Below are 17,365 nucleotides of genomic sequence, written 5' to 3'. Positions count from 1 at the left end.
TCCTGCATTCCCCGGTCATTGCCGCGCTTATCGAAGCGGCCGGCCTCGTCGTGGCGGCGCTCATTCCAGCCGTTGCCGGCGCACCATCTGCTACCCCTGCAGCCTTGCCGGCGCCCCCTCCCGTTGTCGTGAATTGTTCGCCTATGTCGCAGCAAGGCAGGCCGGCCGGGACGTAGTAAGGCGCGCTGTTGGCGTGCAGTTCCATGGACAGCTTCACGGCGCGATTGCTCGCCCGCTCGAGCTTGTCCGCCACCACGGCTTTGAACACGCTCAGCACCAACGGCGGCGGCGGCGCCGCCATGGCAGGCCACGTCCGCGCCAGCTCCTCTAGCACTTCGGCCGGCGTCAAGCTCTGCGGCTCCGAGTGGAAGACGGCGCCGCAGGACCAGTTGCTGATGGGCGTGAGCCGCGCCCCGACAGGAGGCCGCCGCACCCGCTGTGGCTGCAGGCGCTGGCCCAGAGTGCCGCACGTCAATCAAGGTGAGAGCCTCATCCAGATCGCCGCGCCACACCAGAGCCTGCGCATCGTAAAGCTCATCGGCTACGACTGCGGCCGCGCAGATTTGCGCCGCTCGCACAAGGCGCCGGCCAGCGACCGCAATTTCGACTACCTGCACCTGCTGCAGTTGATTGGCTGGCACCGCCAGGATTGCGTGCGCGCGATCGTGCAGGTGCTGGGGCCGGCGATGGTGCCGATCAAGTCGGCCTGCTTGATGTGCCCGGCGTCCAAGGTCTGGGAGCTTTGGTGGTTGGCCGGCAAGCATCCCGAGCTGCTTGAGCAGGCGCTGCAGCTGGAGCGCAGGGCGCTCACGGGCAAGCACTCGCGCTTTGATGAAGTCGAGTTCGGCGCAACGTGGGACGACTTGGTGCGCAACGCCGACTCGTTCCCGTCCAGCAACACGACGGTCGGGCTGGGTCGCAGCTTTGCGTGAAATCAATGGGCACGCGTCAACGAAGTGGTCGATAGCGACTTCCGCGTGCGCCGCGACAAGCGTGCAGCGTTCTTGGCCATGGCCGAGAGCCTGCGCAATACAGACAACGCCCTCGATGCTCGCAGCGGGAGTGATCTAGCCAGCGTGCAGGCCTCGCCCAGCGCCCGCCGTCCGCACAGCATCAACGTGGCCGTACTTGCCTAACAGGCCCACATGGGCCGGCATCGCTGGTCTAGCACGCTTGGCAGGCCCGCACTGCGCCCTACTGGTGCCACGGAACTCCGAAGGAACACCACTCGATGCAATCCGCCGATGACGCACTGATCTGCGTGTTTATCGGCGCTCTCCTTGAAGGTCAAAACGTAATAATGCCGCCCACAATGCAGTCCCCCAAAACCCTAAAAGCTCCCCGACAGGTCGCTGGCGCTGCTGAGCCAGTCGTCACGGCTCCAGCAGTCGAGCCCGTAGAGTTCCCGCACTTGCATCCCCTCCCGGGGATCGAGCTAGTGCTTGCTGACGCGCTCCAGTGGATGGCTCAGCGCGACGAAAACTCCGTGCACGCCATCGTCACCGACCCTCCGTATGCCCTGGTCGAGTACGAGGACAAAGACCACGACAAGATGCGCCAGGGTCAAGGTGGCCTCTGGCGTATCCCGCCCTCGTTCGACGGCTCCCAGCGTAGCCCACTGCCTCGCTTTACTGTCCTCACGCCCAAGGAACGCGAGAAGCTAAACACCTTTTTCAAGGCGTTTGCGTACCAAACTCAGCGCATTTTGGTGCCTGGCGGTCACTTAGTTATTGCTGCCAACCCGCTGCTTTCAACGACAGTGTTCTATGCCTGTGAAACCTCAGGCATGGAGAAGCGCGGCGAACTGATCCGTATCGTCAAGACACTGCGCGGTGGTGACCGCCCCAAAGGCGCTGAAACCGAGTTTTCCGACGTTTCGGTCATGCCTCGCTCCAGTTGGGAGCCTTGGGGACTGTTCCGCAAGCCCATTTCCGAAAAAACCGTAGCCCAGAACCTGCGCAAATGGGGCACGGGTGGCTTTCGCCGTATCTCTGACGATGAGCCCTTCCGCGACATTTTTGAGGCTGCACCAGCACGCTCCCCAGAGCGTGACTTAGCCCCGCATCCTTCGCTCAAGCCACAGAAATTGATGCGCTACATCGTCCGTGGCGTTTTGCCGCTATCCCGTGGTGTTGTCTATGACCCGTTTTGTGGCAGCGGCTCAACGCTTGCAGCGGCTGCTAACCTCGGCCTTTCCGCTATCGGAACCGAGCGCGACGTACAGTACTTAACCATGGCCCACCAAGCCATTCCCAGGCTGTCGCAGATCAAAATCAGCACCTAATAAAAAGCAACGTGTCCACCGCCGACGAGATTTTTGAAGAAGTAAGAAACAGCTTTCTAGAAACCAACAGTCGGCGACGACGGCGTTTCCTGCCAGGCCTTCTCATTGCGATGATGAACCTCGTTCGTGGCGTTCGCGGCCACGACGGCCGCTTTTCATCAATGGCCGAGTTCTACGCTGCATATCCGCGCCAGACGGTCACCGCTGATGGGGGTCGGGCTAATACGCTCATCATTTCCATACCAGGCGAGAACCGAACGCAAAGTATTCGCCCGTACTACGAGGCTTTCGTTCGGTGGCTTCGCATTGACAATAAGCGGCTGGATTACCCAAAGGCAGCGCCTCATGCTACGCAAGCTTGGGGTGACTATCAGCATTGGTTGGAAAGTTTTCTGCCAATGACTGATGAAAGTCTAGATACGTTGGAACAACGCGTCAAAGCTTTCGTTTTAGAGCAACTACCCGCACACGTTCGCGATACTTCTGCGCTACGCAGAGAACCACTGCGTTTCTCATTATTTCTTCAAAATTTTGATTTATCTACTAGCCGCCACCGTGGTGAGAAAAGCGGCGCAGCATATCAAGGCACAGTTTTCGGCTATATCCGCGCCGACGCCGCACACCTGCAGATTGAAACTGCCCGGGTACGCAGTGCAGGCAAGCGCGAGGGGCGCATCGGCGACATCGATGCACTTAACGGCCAACAGTTGGTGATTTCCGCTGAGGTCAAGCAGTACATCATCAAGGAAGATGAAGTGCCGGATTTTGAAGATTTCGCCACACAGGTGGCGAATGAGGGAGCGCTTGGCCTAGTGGTTGCCTTGGACTTTACGCCTACCGCTAGGACGGCTTTGAAATCTATGGGGCTGGAGCCGCTATCGCGGTCCGATATGCAGAGCCACGTGCGGCTCTGGGACGCGCTTAAGCAACGCGTGGCCGTCGAAGCGCTGCTTTACTACGTCACCCGCATCGAGCAGAACGCTCCGCTCCGAGACCGCGTGATGGCCTTCTTTGCGGACATAGAGGCCCAAACTGCAGCTGCAGCAGCGGGAACGGCTGAATTACCAGAACCAACTGCCGACTTGGAAGTAATAAGTGAACCCGCTGCAATTGAAGCGCCGGCCGTTACTGCCGAACCTGCGGAACAGCCCCCCAGATCTGAGCAAGGCTGAACGCGCTGGTCGAGAAATGCCTTAATTTCGGGCAGCGATAAAAACTCCTGCCGATTCAGCCACTTGTTGCGAGCCACGGGCACTTGCAAACAGACCTGTGCACAGGATTTTGGGGGTAAGTAGGTGGGACAGGTAAGGCGGTGCCAGCCAACGCACCAGCCTTACACAGCACCCGCCGTCTGCGCAGGAAGCAGTGCGGCCATGCTGGCGCGATTCGCTGTTCTGGTCTGATGTTACTGGTCTAGCATCCGTCTCTGCCTCTCCGCCACCACCGGCCATTACCGGGAGTTTCTTCATGGCATCCGACGACTACTCCAGGCTTCAGCCGCCGGTCACGATGACGCTGCAGATTCCCGCAGAGCAGGTGGCCGAGTTCGAGCAACTGCTGAAGGACTTCACCAGCGGCAAGGTGCGCGCAATCGCACCAGCATTCGATTTCGACGCCCACGACTATCGCGGCGCGGCGCAAGCCCTGGTTCACGACCCCGATACCACCTATGCGCTGCGCACCCGCATCCTCGAAGACGATAAGCGCGATCCAGCCGCGGCGCTGGCCGACGCCGAGCAGCTACATGCGCTACAAGCCAAGCGCTTCGCCGAAGCAAATTCCACCGCTTCGGTGGCCGACCGGCGCGAGGGCTTGGAGGACGTAGGCATCCAGGCGCTGCAACGCCTGTTCAAGACCGCCAAGGGCAACTCAGGCCAGTGCGGCCGCGTCGCGCGTTTTTTGCTCGGGCTCTACAACGGCAGCCGGTTCCAATTCGATCTCACACTGCTGCGCGGCGTGGACGAAGCCATCTTCGAAGACTGCGTGCGCGTGCTGCGCATGGACGCGCTGCTGGTGCGCCGGGAGGTCCACGAATACCTGGCCAACGGCGGCGCCGAGTTTGAGCGGCTGGTGGAAACCTGGCACATGCTCGACGTGTACAAACTAAAGTGCATGGTCAAGGAGCTCGGCTGGCACACCGCCGATGGTGAGTCCCATGCCAAGGCCGTGGACGAGGTTGTTGAATACGTCGAGAACTACCACTGACGCCGCCACACCGGACTGCTCTCGCATGTTCCAGAAAAGCCACGGTTTCATACAAGCCATCGCCTGGGTGAACTTCGCCTTCAAGGCCAACTCCGCCGGCCTAGTAATGCATTACAAGAACATGACGACATAGGAGGGAGCCGTGGAGTTGACAAGCATTCGACGCTGGGCTCGTGCCGCAGCTGCCCTTGCCGCCACCGTGCTCATGGCCGCCTGCGGCACGGGCAGGCTCGTCGATGGCGCCGCGCCGGTGGACCGCCTCACGCCGGGCGTCACCACGGTCGCAGACGCCACCGCGCTGCTCGGACCACACACCGCCGAAACGGGCTACCCGAACGGCCAGCGACTGCTGCAGTGGGGTGCGGTTGCGGGCTCGCCTTCAAGTCCTGCTGCGCGCCGTGTCGCGATCCTGTTCGGTGAGGACGGGTGCATGGTGGGGGTCATCCACGCGGCAGCACAGCAGGAAACGCAATAGGGCTGGAAACGGCTTTTGGTTTTCCCGTGCAGCGGCACGTTGCTTGTTTTTTGAGCAGCCCTGGAAAATTGTTATGTATCAACGGCTTGCGAGCTGCTGCGGTGGCTTACTACCAGACTTGCCCACAGAAAACGGGGACAAGCAGCTCAGACCGAATTGCCCTCGTTGACGGCTGCATTGCTTGCTAAGAACCTATCCCATTTGGATGAGTCTAAGCCGTAGGTTTGGCGTCGGAGGTCAGTATGGGACTCGTGACGAAGGACGACGGCTGGCGTATCAGTGACGAGCTGTGGGAAAAGATTGAACCTCTGTTGCCACAGCGACCATCTCATCCTCTTGGCTGTCACCGCTCACGTGTTCCGGACCGGGCTGCAATGAATGCCATTTTGTTGGTACTGCGCACGGGTATGCAGTGGAATGCTTTGAGCGCCACGGGAATCTGCTCTTCAAGCTCGGCCCATCGACGTTTTCTGGAATGGACTGAAGCTGGCGTTTTCCGGGAATTCTGGCGACAGAGCTTGTTGGATTATCAGGTCCTCAAAGGCATTGACTGGGACTGGCTGGCCATGGACGGCGCAATGACCAAGGCGCCCTTGGGCGGGGAAAAAAACCGGCCCCAACCCTACGGACAGAGGCAAAGAAGGCACCAAGCGCAGCACGCTCACGGACGCAGCAGGCATGCCCATCGCGATGGAAGTAGCGGGAGCGAATCGTCACGACATGAAGCTGACCAGGGCGACGTTGTCGGCGATCGTGATTCCACGACCCATACCTATTTACGATGAACCCCAGAGGCTATGCCTGGACAAGGGATTTGACTACGACGAGGTGCGTGACATTGTGCTTGAGTTTGGATTTACTGCACATATTCGCACTCGTGGTGAGGAAGCCAAGGCCATGAAGAAACAAGCTGGTTTCAAGGCGCGCCGCTGGGTAGTCGAGAGAACGCACAGTTGGCTCAATCGATTCCGCCGGCTATTGGTACGTTGGGAAAAGCGGGCTGACACTTATCTGGCTATGCTGCATCTGGCCTGCGGCCTTGTTGTTTGGCGGTCCAATTCCCTAATGGGATAGGCTCTAAGGCAGGTTCGACGATACCGCCTTGCTGCTGACAGATTGGCTCGGCCAATGGCGCCGCCAGCTGCAGCGCTTCATTGGCGCTTGATGTGGGTGGGCTTCTTTCATCACGAGGACAGTCGACGTTCTCGTGCGAGGCAAGCTGGCTTGGCCGGTTGGCGGAAGTGAGGGAACGTTCCCAAGGCTTCCAAGTCGAATTGACGCAATATTTACCGAGAAATACATGCACAAAATTGAAACTGAAATTCTTCTGGACAAAGAAAGTCCACTATTGTCGGCAGAAACTAGCAATGGAGGTGTCCATCCAAAACTAAAAAGCGACCTAGATCTTTACATAATTTCTTGCGCAAAGGCGCTGACAACTATTATATCGTCGACAGAGAAAACAAAGCTTTCTCTGTCGCTCCTAGACGTGAGCCACGTAGAATTATTTAGCGAGACAGGTCAATCAGATGAGGCATACATAGAAATGCTTGTTGAAAATTGCATTATAAGAGTCCAGTCAATTTATGACAGGACTCTGATTTTTGTCAATAGAATACTCGATCTAGGTATTAGCAACGAATCCATAAGCCACAACATTATGGTTACGAATGAGCATGTAAAAAAGTTTAAATTGGACGAAAAGCTCAAGAATATCAACAAGGCCTGCAATGGATATAGATTAATCAGGAATACCGTGATACACCATGGTCGCCACTCTGAAGACCAGCTTGATAAACTAAATTTGATCATCAGTGCAGATCGCCTATCGAAAGAAGTTGGCAAAGGTTCATTCATAAAGCCGGAGGAATTGAGAATTATAAAAAAATCTTACTTAGAAACAAAAAGGGAAGAACTTGGCATATATTTAGGCAATATTGAGGAAAAGCTTTTTCAGCTTTATGACTCCATTCTCCCCATATACACCTATCAGAAAGATAAATTGCGTGCGAGATGAATGCAAAAGTTGTTCAAGTGAACCCAGCGCCCGTTAAGGTAGTTACCGCCTGACGTACGGCGAGCGTCAACGTACCTGTCGCCTGGAGTATGCAGCCAGAGACAGGCTATTCGGGGTAAGCGAGTGCGTCTCAACGATGGCCTCGCGTTCGGGGTTGAGCTGGAAAGGCACGGCGCCAATGAGCGTTCAGTTGCGAGTGGTCCTCGACCAGTGCGATGAGTTGCGTTCAACCGCAGCGGTGTAGACGGTGTGGCGAGCAGCCAGGGTGTCATAGTAGGCATATAGCTGCAGCTCGGATGCACACGAGGCGCGTATTGAGGGCTACTGCGTGGCCCTGGCCCGCGCGGCACGCCGCGCGGGTGCGCGACCAGCCTCACCAAAGGCGTCGGCCCTTTGACGCTGGACGGCGAGACCGGCACAGTGAAGGTCATCGTGTGGCGGTCCCTGCGCGAGCCGCGGCGCCGGGAAATGCCGCATGTCACTTTCCGGCATATAGGAGCCGGCCTTTTTCGGCATATAGGAGCCACGTCGAAGGGCTCTTTTGGACACCGGTGACGGCCTCAAGCTTGGGCGGCCTTTGAGCCGCTGGCAAGCCGGTTGTGGATGACGGTAGGGAGTTGCCGCGGTGCGCGGTAGCTCGTGCCGTCGAGCACCAGGCAGTAGGCGTTGTGGCGCATGCGGTCCAGCGTGGCGCTGGCCAGCAGCTTGTTGGCCGGGAACGCCTGGTCCCACTCCTGGAAGTCGAGGTTGCTGGTGACGATGGTGGCCACGCTCTCGTAGCGCTCGGCCATGAGCTCGTGCAGGTCCTCGTCGGCCGGCGGGCGCAGTGGTTTCAGGCCGAAGTCGTCAATGATCAACAGTGGCACGCGCGCCAGGTTGGCCAGCCGGCGCTCGTAGCCGCCGGTGGCGCGGGCGGCGTTGAGCGAGGCGGTGAGCTGGCTGCAGGTCATGAAGGCCACGTCCACGCCCTGGCGCACCGCGCAGTGCCCCAGCGCCTGGGCCAGATGACTTTTGCCCGTTCCACACGGGCCGACGATGAGGACCGGTGACTTCTCCTCCAGGTAGCGCCCGGTGGCGAGCTCGTGCACCAGGGCGCGGTTGAGCTCGGGCAGCCGCTCGAAGTCGAACTGCTCCAGCGTCTTGCTGCTGCGGAAGGCGGCGCGTCGCAGCCGGGTGACGAACTTCTTCTGCTCGCGCCGCGCGACCTCGTCCTCCACCAGCAAGGCGAGGAACTCGGTGTAGGCGAGCTTGGACTCGATGGCCTGGCGGTTGCGCGCCTCCAGCGAGTCGAGGATGCCCGAGAGGCGAAGCTGCTTCAGGTGCGGGCTCAGCACTGGCATGGGGTTCATGGCAAGCACTCCACAAGAGGAAGGTCAGTGACGCGGAGCGTCGGGGTCGAACAGCAGCTGCGCACTGCGCACGAAGCGTGCGCCGGGCGCGTGCACGTGGCCAAGCTCGGCCACGCTCAGCGGCTGTCGGTCGTAGCCGCCGGCCAGGATGGTCTTGACCGTGCGGTAGAACGGGCTGGCATGCAGCAGCGCCCGCGCGCAGGCGGCTTCGAGCCGCTCGGCGCCGTAGGTGTCGCGCATGCGCAGCACGCCTTGGGCGGCGCGCAGCCGCTCCAGGATGCGGTCGGTGAGCATCTGCTCGATGAGCTCGGCGCACGCGGTGCCGATCTCGCGCGCCTGCTGCAGGCACCAGGCGCGGTCGTGGGCGAAGAAGAGCTGGGCCTCGGGCGGGAGGTGATCGCGCACGCTCACGCGCTCGCCCGGGCGCTGCGCGCGCCGGTGCGTGGCCACCAGCTGGTGCTCGTGGTAGACGAACACCGCGGTGTCGGTGGCGCGCAGCCACAGCGTCTTGCCCACCAGCGTGAACGGCACCGAGTACAGCGCGCGCTCGTGGGCGACGTGGCAGTCGCGGTGCACCGTGACGCGGTGCCAGGTGCCCAGGTCGGGCGCGACGGCGGGCAGCTCCAGCATGTGCGCCCGGTCCAGCTCGAACAGCGTCAGCGGCTTCTGACGTGTCGTGCCGTGCACGCGCTGGCCAGCCTCGTTCATCACCCAGCCGCAGGCCTGCGCGTTGAGGTCAGCCAGGTCGCGGAACTCGCGCAGCGGCAGGAAGTTCATCTTCACGAACTTGACCCCCGCTTCGACGATTCCTTTTTTAGGGGCGTCGCCTGGGGGACAAGGGTCTATCCGGAAGCCCCAGCCCTCGGCGCACTCGGCGTAGGCGCGCTGCACCACCGGGTCGTGGATACAGGCCTTGCTGATGGCGCACTTGGCGTTGTCGATCACCAGCCGCCTGGGCACGGCCGTGAACCACTCGAAGGCGCGGCGATGGCAGCCCAGCCAGGTTGCCACTGTCTGGTCCCAGACGAACTCGACGTACTGGTGGCGGCTGAAGCACAGCGTCATCACGAACGCCCAGGTGCGCCGCACGCTGCCGTCGGGGTGCAGCAGCTTCGGCCCGGCGCCGAAGTCCACCTGCGCCGCCTCGCCCGGTGCGAACGCCAGCGGCACGGTGGCCGCCGGCGGCGTCTCGCCGCGGATGGAGACGATCATCCGGTACAGCGAGGAGTAGCTGCCCGGGTAGCCGTGGTTGCGCTTGAGCGCCGCCAGGATCGCGGTGGCGGGCACCGACTGCTCCAGCCACTCCTGGATGCGCTGGCGGTGCGACTCCAGGCTCGAGACGGTGCTGGCGGCCTGCTTTGCCGGCTCCAGCGCCGCGGCGATCTGGGCCTCGTCCGGCAGCGGCGCCTCGGCGTCGAGCCAGCCCTGCATGGCGGCCAGCGCCCGGAACTCGGCGAGCTTGCGCCGGCCCATGGCGTGGCTGCGTGCGAGTTCGCGGTCGGAAGCGCCGCGCCGGATCTGCGCCAGCACGGATCGGTACTGGAACATCTCGAACCTCCTTCGGCCCATCGCTGCCTCCGTGCTTGCCTGGATGGCACGCACTTCAGCACCGACGCGGCCGGGCTCAGATCGAGGTGCCCGTCAGCCCTGGGTGGCTCCTATATGCCGAAAACGAAGTGGCTCCATTACGGCGGAAACCGCGTGGCTCCATGACGCCGAAAACGCCGTGGCGCCTATACGGCGGAAAGTGACAGCCGCACTCCGGGCTGCTGGCCGTCTACAGCGTGTGGTAGCGCGAAGGGTAAGTGCGGTACCTCATCGCCCGGCGGCTGTAAGAACTTATGCCGCTACTGGGACGATGGAAACCGAGAGCCGGGATTTCAAGTAAGCCGTCGCGAATTCATCCAGTGCATGGCGTATGAAAGCGCGCAGCCTGGAACCGCCGCCCCACCCATGGCCGGTCACATCCGGCTATTATGGCAAACCAGACAGCTAAGCCAAGCCAGCCTTTATCACAACCGCTAACTCCTGCGGTTTCAGGACAAGCCAGCAAGTAAAAACCAAGTCAAGGAAAGGAGACAAGCGTGCCTTCGCCACTACAAACAACAAACGACGACATCAAACTTCTCAAGGACAGCCAACTCGTGGAGTTGCTATGGCGGCTTGTTAACTTAGAACTCTCGGCGAATCGTATTGAAAAATATGACAGCCAAGTTCCACTTTCCATATACATCAAGGACGGTGGCATTGACGGTTTAGCGCGCTGGACTGACGGACCGGATAAAACTACCATGTTACCGGGCCGAATAGTCGGCTTTCAAGCAAAAGCCACGGACATGAGTGAGGCGGCATGCTCGTCTGAGGTCCGAAATAAGGATGGAACCTTAAAGCCACAGGTCCGAAAACTAGTCGAGTGCGGAGGTGCTTATGTTTTGTTTTTGGGCCGAGACTGCGTAGGCCAATCAAAAGATCCTCGCATAACTGCTCTCAAAGAAGCCATTACAAGCGCTTCTGAAGTTGCCGAAGGAGAAAAGCTTACGCCCGGTGACGTCTACATCTATGACGCAACAGACATAGCGGGTTGGGTTAATACATATCCGGCAGCAGTTGCCGCCGTATTTGAGTATTTGGGCAAACCGGGCGCCGGGGCGCTCACTTGGTCTGAGTTATCTGGATACCCGTCGTTCGAAGTTCCTTTTGCTGATGCAGAAAAAGCGCGAGTCGAAATTGTTAAGTCTCTTCGGGTGGCGGCAACAGAAGAGCGGAGCATCACTCGCCTTACTGGCGCGTCGGGCTTAGGCAAAAGTAGGCTCGTCTTTGAAGCATTCCGTCCACCGACTGATCCAGCGGCTAACCCAGAACAGGCCAGGCTTTCAAGCCGGTTCTGCTACCTGAATGCAGCACGAACAAGTGACATTGAAGGGATAGTGCGTGCTTGGCGACGCGTAAACTGCATTGGCACAATCGTGGTCGATGACTGCCCGCTGGAATTGCACGAATTCCTCGCTGAAGAAGCTCGTCGCGCCGATAGTCGCTTAGCATTAATTACCATCGGAAATGATCTCGATTCGTCTGCGTACGCTGGCACTCCGACAAGGTTGGTACGTCTTGAACCGGCAAGTACGGATTTGATACAAGGCCTGCTTGATATTGCTTTCAAAGATCTCACACCGGACGATCGGCGTTTCATCGCTAACGAACTAGCGCAGGGGTACCCGTTGATGGCAATTCGGACCGCTGAAGCTCGAGCAGATAAAGCCCCACTATCAGCACGTCTTACGCCGCAAGTTTTAGCAAAGCTCCTTGGAAGACATGTCGAGGTGGCGTCACGTGCGGCCAAGGTAATAGCAGCCTGCGCGCTATTCGAAAACATAGGATTTGATGGCGACACCACACCAGAAAGGGAATTCGTCCGATCTATTTTTTGTCCAGAAGTATCGACGGATGACTTCTATGCCGAGCTTGTCGAATTTCAGAAAAGTGGAGCAGTCACAAAATACGGGCGTTTGATCCAGGTTCGCCCTAGGCCACTCGCTATCCGCCTAGCCGCAGACTGGTGGGAAAAATGCCCTCCAGAGCGCGCTGCTGAGATTGTCGCACTCCCATTTCCTCCAGCACTCGCTGATGCGTTCTGTGAACGAATCCGAATGCTCGACTTCGTTCCGGCCCTATCAGGCTTAACCGAGAAGCTTTGTGGGAGGACAGGCCCTTTTGGCCAAGCGAAAGTGCTCAGTTCTGATCTGGGTTCGCAGCTCTTTCGCGCGATCGCTGAAGTGAACCCGGTGCATGCCGTCGCAGCACTTGATTACGCCTTTGGCGATTGGAAAACAGACGACCTTCGGACCTTATCAGGCACTCCCAGACGGAACCTTGTATGGGCCTTAGAGAAGCTTGCATTTCGGGAGGTAAGCTTTCCGCGAGCAGCCCGGTTCTTATTCAAACTTGCTTGTGCCGAGAACGAAACTTGGTCGAATAATGCCACAGGGGTCTTGACCCGGCTTTTCATGGTGTTGCTCTCCGGGACGCAGGTTCCTCTCGATCTACGATTCCCCTTACTGCGCCAGATGGGGCGCAATGAGGAAATTGACGCTAGGCGCATTGCAATCTTGGCGCTTGACAAGGCCTTAACTACAGATAACTTTTCCGGTATGTCGGGCCCGGAGTATCAAGGTAGTTCTGGTCCGCTGCCACAGTACCGGCCGAAAACATGGAAGGAAATTTTTGAATACTGGAGAAATTGCCTTGAGGAACTAGTTCGGCTAGCAAAAGAGCCCGGTGACATCGGCGAACACGCTGTAGCGATCATCGCTGCACACATTAGAGGGCTTGTTCAGCATGGACGGCTAGATGATGTCGAATGGGCCCTCGGTGACGTCATTAGTGATCTTCGCGCCCAAGGTAAGGTTTGGGTCCAAGCGGTAGATGCTGTCAAGGATGTACTTAAGTATGATTTGGATGGGACACCGGTAGGAACGGAGCCACGGGTGCAATCTTGGCTCCAAATATTAGCTCCGGCAGATATTCCTCAGCGGCTTAAGCTTTTAATAACAGAGCCGCCTTTTGAGCATACTGAAAGTAGTGACGGTAGCTGGATTGATGTTGCCGCAAGAGAGGCTGAAGCACTTGGGCAAGACTTTGGACGTAACTGGGAAACAGTCGTCTCGCACCTAGACCTCGTCCTACAGGGCGAGCAACGGCAGGCATACGCTTTCGGTCAGGGCTTAGCACGCGGTAGCCGTATGGCGCAGGCGCTTTATGCGGTCATTCTTTCGCGACTCACCGACATCCCATTTGAACGTCGAAATAGCGCACTTCTCAGTGGCTGGCTATCAGTGGTTGCTGAACATGACGCAACTTCATGCGATGCATTGTTCACTGCACTCGCAGAGAGTCCTGCTCTGCGACAATCGCTGCCAAGCATTGCTCGTGGTGTGGGACTTAACAATAATCGCACAGCTGTACTGCAAGGCCTTGTTGAAGCTGGTCACATAGAGGTGAATCTGCTGTACGGCCTCTCAAATGGGCAAGCGATGGCAGGGGTATCTGTTGAGCAGATTTCTAAGCTAAACCGGGCACTCTTGCAGAAGGGTATTGATGGAGCTTGGATCGCTCTAGACATTCTTTTTATTTATAGCCACGGACAGCCAGAAACTGTTGAGGCACTTCACCCAGATTTCAGCGCAATTCTCTCTACGAGAGGAATGCTCTCATCAGGCCGAGCACAGCGCGATGCGCATGAGTTTGAGGTTGCAGCCAGTCGGCTAATACCACAATCGGCTGAGATTGCACAGGTCTTGACCCAAGAGCTCTGTCTTTCGGTTACGGGTGAAACTCGTATCTCTGATCATCTCGTGGAGAAGCTATTTCGTTCCCTCTTCGAGCAACAGCCCGAGGTCTCATGGCCCATTGTTAGGCAGGCTCTCACTCAGAGTGGCAACATTGCTAGGTGGAAGCTTGGCGAGGCGCTGCGTGCTCGGAGAGCGGGGGGAGACAAGTCAGGTGCCATCGACAACTTGGATTTGCGTTTTTTAAAGGAATGGTGCAACGATGACCTGGCTCTCGCTCCTACGTTAATTGCACGCATTGTCAAGGCCATCGAAAAGGATGAGGCTGATGTATGGCATTTGTCAGTAGCAGCCATGATGCTGATTAATGATTATTCGAATGTTGATGGCGTTTTGGATTCTCTCGGCGCAAACTTGCATACGTTCTTTTGGTCCGGTTCACTCGTTCCATTCTACGATCGGCTTATCAGTGTGGTAACGCCCCTCCTTGATCATGATCACGAAAGAGTGAGAGTTTGGGCACAACACATAATTGACGAGGCAATCCAGAGCAGAACTAGGGAATCGTTGAAAGACGAAGAGAAGCGGGCGGGCAGATGGTAAAAACCAATTGACAAGCTGCAATTGTCAAAAGGAATGTTTTCATAAAACAAAACTTGCCGTGGGTTAATTTTCGGGCACGGGTGAACATCCGCTCTTGATTTGGACGGCAGGCGGCTCAGGGCACGCAGCGGATTCTGGGTGTGGCTTCGACTCCACCGCTGCACACCGTCTGTCTGCTTGGCGTTGTTGTTCTGCCGGCTGATGTAACAAGGAGCATTCAATCTGAAGGCAGCTGTTGCCGGGCTGGAACCGGCATCGGCGCAACAGCCACCGCCACGAGGAGATCCAGCGCCCGCTGCGCCATGTCCCGCGGCACGAAGAGGTAGTCGTGGTGGAAAGTCGCCACGGCGTTGCACGGGATGCCGGCGTCGGCCAGCACCGCGGAAACTGCCGCCAGGAACCCCACGGCGTCCAGCGAGGAGTGAATCGTGAGGGTGATCAGGCCCGACTCGAACTGGTAGGGCACGCCGGCGCGCTGGGCGTCGTCCAGCGCGAGGATCGCGCTGAGCCCTTCGGCCTCGCGGAACGTGGCGATGGGAGCCAAGCCGGCAGGTACCTCTTCGCCCGAAAAGCTGCAGAACACGAAGGTGCCGGGCTGCAACTGCGGCGTCATGTGCCGCAGCAGCTTGCGCAGATCCCGCTCGCCGGTCATGGCGTCGCCTCTTTCCAGAGGGCGTCCGAGACCGGCCAGCCATCGGCATCGGTTGTCGCCGGTGCTGCAGGCCGTGCTGGCGGTGCTGATGCCAGCGAGCGGTAGTCCTCGTGCTGCGTCGGTGCCTAGCCCTGGCGTAGCGGCTGCTGCGCGCTGCTCACGGCCTCGCGCTTGCGTTTTGCGTGGTACGGAGTAAGAACCTGACCTGCGATCAGGTCCAGCGCAGGCCGAGGTTGATTCTCACGGTCAATCCAAACCTTTGGCGTCAGCGTGCCCGCCAGCGACACCGCATCGCCGTCCGAGAGCACCAGCAGTGCCGCCTGGGCGGTGGCGTCGAAGGCCAGCACATTGACGAACAGCGATTCGCCGCCGCTGGTGGCGGCGCGGACCTTGGCCACGGTGAAGACCTTGCCGGTGCTGTTGCTCGTGCGCTGCTCGGGGCAGCCGTACACCTTGCCTGCGACAAGTCCTTCAATCACGACCGGCTCCTTCCGTGTGGCTACCCGGCGCCAAGGCGCAGCTCGGCACCCTCACGCACGCAGTTGTACGCCAGCTGTCAGGACCACGGCGCATCGGCGGCTTCCACCGCCGGCTCGGCACACGATGGTGTCCCGCCTGCGCCCTGCCCTAACAACCTGAGCACCCTCGGCCGCCGCGGCGCCAACACAATCGTTTGTCTCTCCCATGCCAGCGCGCCGAGGCCCCGATGAGTTATGACTACAGCTCCGCCAACGCCACCCTGGAGCTGCCCAACCCGTATCGAGTGCAGAACAAGCTGCTGTTCGCCTGCGCCGCGCTCATGGGCGCGGCGGCCCTTTTCACCTTGTTCGAGCACCGTCAGTCGCTGGAGCCCATCGCCGTGGCCGTCGGTCTGGGGCTGCTGTTCGCCAGCGTCGTGACGGCGGCCACAGGCGCCAAGCGGCTGCGCTTCTTCTTCGGCCGCGGCCGGCCGGCCTCGCTGGCGCCGGAGCTGCCCAACGCCATGGTTGGCACCTCGGACCAAGCCTCGACCATCAAGCGCATCCTGCGCGACGGGGCGCTGACCTACCCGGAGCCCGCCCGGGCCATCGAGGGCGTGCTGTACCACTGGGTGCCTCGGCTCATCACCGCCCCGCTGGCCATCCAGGAGCAGGCCAAGATCGCGTTCTACAACCTGTGCGCGATGCTGGTGACGGCCGTGAGCTTCGCGCTGGCCTGGGGGCTGTTCGGCACCGAGGCGTCGCGCCCGCTGCTGAGCATGGCGTACTTCGCCTTCGGTGTCTTCTTCCTGCTTCGCCCGGTAGTGGCTGCCTCCACCGCGCGGCTGACCACCGCGTCGCTGGTGGCGTTGCTGGCCGTGGCGATCCTGGGCCCGGCGCTGGTGGGGCTCGTCTCCCGGGCGCTGCCACAGGTGCCGCAGATCTCGCTGGCGCCGCAGACCACGATGCTGCTGGTCTCCGGCCTGGTGGCCGTGGCGCTGGTGCTGGCGGCCACGCTGGAGCAGGTGCAGCCGCCGCCGCCCACGCAGACCAGCGCGCGCCAGAGCCGCGTCTCGCTCAACGTGCCGCCGAGCCTGCTGCTCGACGAGCTCGAGCGCCACCTGCAGGAGCAGTGGGTCGAGCGCATCCCCAACCGCCGCTACTCGCGCATCTCGCCGGTGATCGACCCGCAGCTGCACGCCGGCCCGTTCGCGGGCGAGCTGCTGGAGGAAACCCAGCCCATGCCCATGGCGCACACGGCACCGGCCACCATCCGCCAGGCGCTGCAGTCCACGCGCCACCGGTTCCTGACGCTGCTGGACCTCTACGCCGCGCTGCTCATGGTGGTGGCCGTGGGCTGCGCGCTGGCTTTCGTGCGCTCGGTCGAAGGGGGTGGCGAGCTGCCGCTGCGGCTGCTGGGCGCGGCGTCGATCTTCCTGGTAGTGGCAGCGTTCGGCTTTCGCGCGTCCAGCCGCCTCTGGGGCCGCTTTGACTTCGCCTCGGTGCTGACCTGGGTCGAGATGGAGGGCACCTACCAGACCGCGAGCATCGGCACGGGCAACAACTTCACCGGCAAGGTCCAGAGCTCCAACCAGATCGTTCGCACCGAGTCGATGACGCTGCGCGTGTGGCGCGCCCGCATCGAGTCGGTGGTGTTCGGCAAGGACAGTGCGCGCCAAATCACGGCGATGTTCTCCACCGACGCCGAGGCCCAGGCGCTGGCGGACCACCTGATCCAGTTCGGCCAGACGCGCGCCAGCCTCGTGGCGCCGGCCAGCGAGGAGGACCTGGGCCGCATCCAGGCGCTCGCGACTGCCGAGCGCGCGCTGCAAGGTTCAATCGCCTCGCCCGCGCAGGACCGCATCGCCGCCGACGTGGCGGCGGCGCTCGGCCGCCCGGAGGCCGGCACGCCAGCGCCGCAGGCTGCGCAGGCCAAGCCCAAGTTCTGCCCGTCCTGCGGCCACCGGAATCCGGGCAATGCGCGCTTTTGCATGGACTGCGGCGAGAAGTTCGAAGGTTGAGCCTGGCTCGCGTGAC

13 protein-coding genes are annotated in these 17,365 nt (G+C 60.2%); 9 read left to right on the top strand and 4 right to left on the bottom strand.

Annotated elements, in window-relative coordinates; translation table 11 throughout:
• Positions 1-203 precede the first annotated feature (203 nt).
• From HHL10_RS18835 to HHL10_RS30620, 7 genes are all read left to right on the top strand, one after another.
• The gene (locus tag HHL10_RS18835) at positions 204-932 is read left to right on the top strand and encodes a hypothetical protein (RefSeq protein ID WP_169161938.1); all 729 of its coding nucleotides are present in this window, start codon (positions 204-206) and stop codon (positions 930-932) included.
• Between the two features lie 299 nt (positions 933-1,231).
• Positions 1,232-2,284: a DNA-methyltransferase gene (locus HHL10_RS18830; RefSeq protein ID WP_235971626.1), complete on the top strand. Its 1,053-nt coding sequence runs from the start codon at positions 1,232-1,234 to the stop codon at positions 2,282-2,284.
• A gap of 11 nt (positions 2,285-2,295) precedes the next feature.
• Positions 2,296-3,456, top strand: a complete 1,161-nt coding sequence (locus tag HHL10_RS18825; RefSeq protein ID WP_169161937.1) for a hypothetical protein — start codon at positions 2,296-2,298, stop codon at positions 3,454-3,456.
• Between the two features lie 295 nt (positions 3,457-3,751).
• Complete coding sequence (locus HHL10_RS30250) at positions 3,752-4,489, top strand: DUF1949 domain-containing protein (protein ID WP_205833116.1); 738 nt, start codon at positions 3,752-3,754, stop codon at positions 4,487-4,489.
• A 142-nt stretch (positions 4,490-4,631) separates the two neighbouring features.
• A complete protein-coding gene (locus HHL10_RS18815) occupies positions 4,632-4,964 on the top strand; it encodes a hypothetical protein (protein ID WP_169161936.1) in 333 nt (110 codons plus the stop codon).
• 242 nt (positions 4,965-5,206) lie between these two features.
• Positions 5,207-6,038, top strand: a protein-coding gene (locus HHL10_RS18810) for an IS5 family transposase (RefSeq protein WP_205833115.1) whose coding sequence is annotated in 2 segments (ribosomal slippage) — positions 5,207-5,569 and positions 5,571-6,038 — 831 coding nt in all. Because the reading frame shifts where the segments join, the coding sequence is not laid out codon by codon here.
• 133 nt (positions 6,039-6,171) lie between these two features.
• Positions 6,172-6,981, top strand: coding sequence for a Cthe_2314 family HEPN domain-containing protein (locus HHL10_RS30620; RefSeq protein ID WP_169161934.1), 810 nt, complete (start codon positions 6,172-6,174; stop codon positions 6,979-6,981).
• A 560-nt stretch (positions 6,982-7,541) separates the two neighbouring features.
• Here HHL10_RS30620 and istB read toward each other — a convergent pair.
• Together istB and istA are read right to left on the bottom strand one after the other, a co-directional pair.
• Entirely contained in the window at positions 7,542-8,330 is a 789-nt protein-coding gene (gene istB / locus HHL10_RS18800; protein ID WP_169161933.1) for an IS21-like element helper ATPase IstB, read from the bottom strand.
• A gap of 24 nt (positions 8,331-8,354) precedes the next feature.
• Complete coding sequence (gene istA, locus HHL10_RS18795) at positions 8,355-9,878, bottom strand: IS21 family transposase (RefSeq protein WP_169161932.1); 1,524 nt, start codon at positions 9,876-9,878, stop codon at positions 8,355-8,357.
• 536 nt (positions 9,879-10,414) lie between these two features.
• Between istA and HHL10_RS18790 the strand changes: the two genes are divergently transcribed.
• Positions 10,415-14,218, top strand: coding sequence for a hypothetical protein (locus HHL10_RS18790; protein ID WP_169161931.1), 3,804 nt, complete (start codon positions 10,415-10,417; stop codon positions 14,216-14,218).
• A 217-nt stretch (positions 14,219-14,435) separates the two neighbouring features.
• On the opposite strand, the gene HHL10_RS18785 is transcribed toward HHL10_RS18790, so the two are convergent.
• A complete protein-coding gene (locus HHL10_RS18785; protein ID WP_169161930.1) occupies positions 14,436-14,870 on the bottom strand; it encodes an ACT domain-containing protein in 435 nt (144 codons plus the stop codon).
• A gap of 125 nt (positions 14,871-14,995) precedes the next feature.
• The gene (locus HHL10_RS18780) at positions 14,996-15,349 is read right to left on the bottom strand and encodes a single-stranded DNA-binding protein (protein ID WP_169161929.1); all 354 of its coding nucleotides are present in this window, start codon (positions 15,347-15,349) and stop codon (positions 14,996-14,998) included.
• Between the two features lie 227 nt (positions 15,350-15,576).
• Between HHL10_RS18780 and HHL10_RS18775 the strand changes: the two genes are divergently transcribed.
• Positions 15,577-17,349, top strand: coding sequence for a zinc ribbon domain-containing protein (locus HHL10_RS18775; RefSeq protein WP_169161928.1), 1,773 nt, complete (start codon positions 15,577-15,579; stop codon positions 17,347-17,349).
• The last annotated feature ends 16 nt before the right edge of the window (positions 17,350-17,365 follow it).

It is taken from the genome of Azohydromonas caseinilytica, assembly GCF_012927045.1.
Lineage (GTDB): Bacteria > Pseudomonadota > Gammaproteobacteria > Burkholderiales > Burkholderiaceae_C > Azohydromonas > Azohydromonas caseinilytica.
Note: the sequence above shows the minus strand (reverse complement) of the source record. Positions and strands in the feature narration are given on the sequence as shown.

Excerpts from the sequence above, each read along its gene's own strand:
- HHL10_RS18785 (WP_169161930.1), bottom strand. The coding sequence starts at position 14,870 with ATGACCGGCGAGCGGGATCTGCGCAAGCTGCTGCGGCACATGACGCCG.
- HHL10_RS18830 (WP_235971626.1), top strand. The coding sequence starts at position 1,232 with ATGCAATCCGCCGATGACGCACTGATCTGCGTGTTTATCGGCGCTCTC.
- HHL10_RS18775 (WP_169161928.1), top strand. The coding sequence starts at position 15,577 with ATGAGTTATGACTACAGCTCCGCCAACGCCACCCTGGAGCTGCCCAAC.
- istB (WP_169161933.1), bottom strand. The coding sequence starts at position 8,330 with ATGAACCCCATGCCAGTGCTGAGCCCGCACCTGAAGCAGCTTCGCCTC.
- istA (WP_169161932.1), bottom strand. The coding sequence starts at position 9,878 with ATGTTCCAGTACCGATCCGTGCTGGCGCAGATCCGGCGCGGCGCTTCC.
- HHL10_RS30250 (WP_205833116.1), top strand. The coding sequence starts at position 3,752 with ATGGCATCCGACGACTACTCCAGGCTTCAGCCGCCGGTCACGATGACG.
- HHL10_RS18835 (WP_169161938.1), top strand. The coding sequence starts at position 204 with ATGGACAGCTTCACGGCGCGATTGCTCGCCCGCTCGAGCTTGTCCGCC.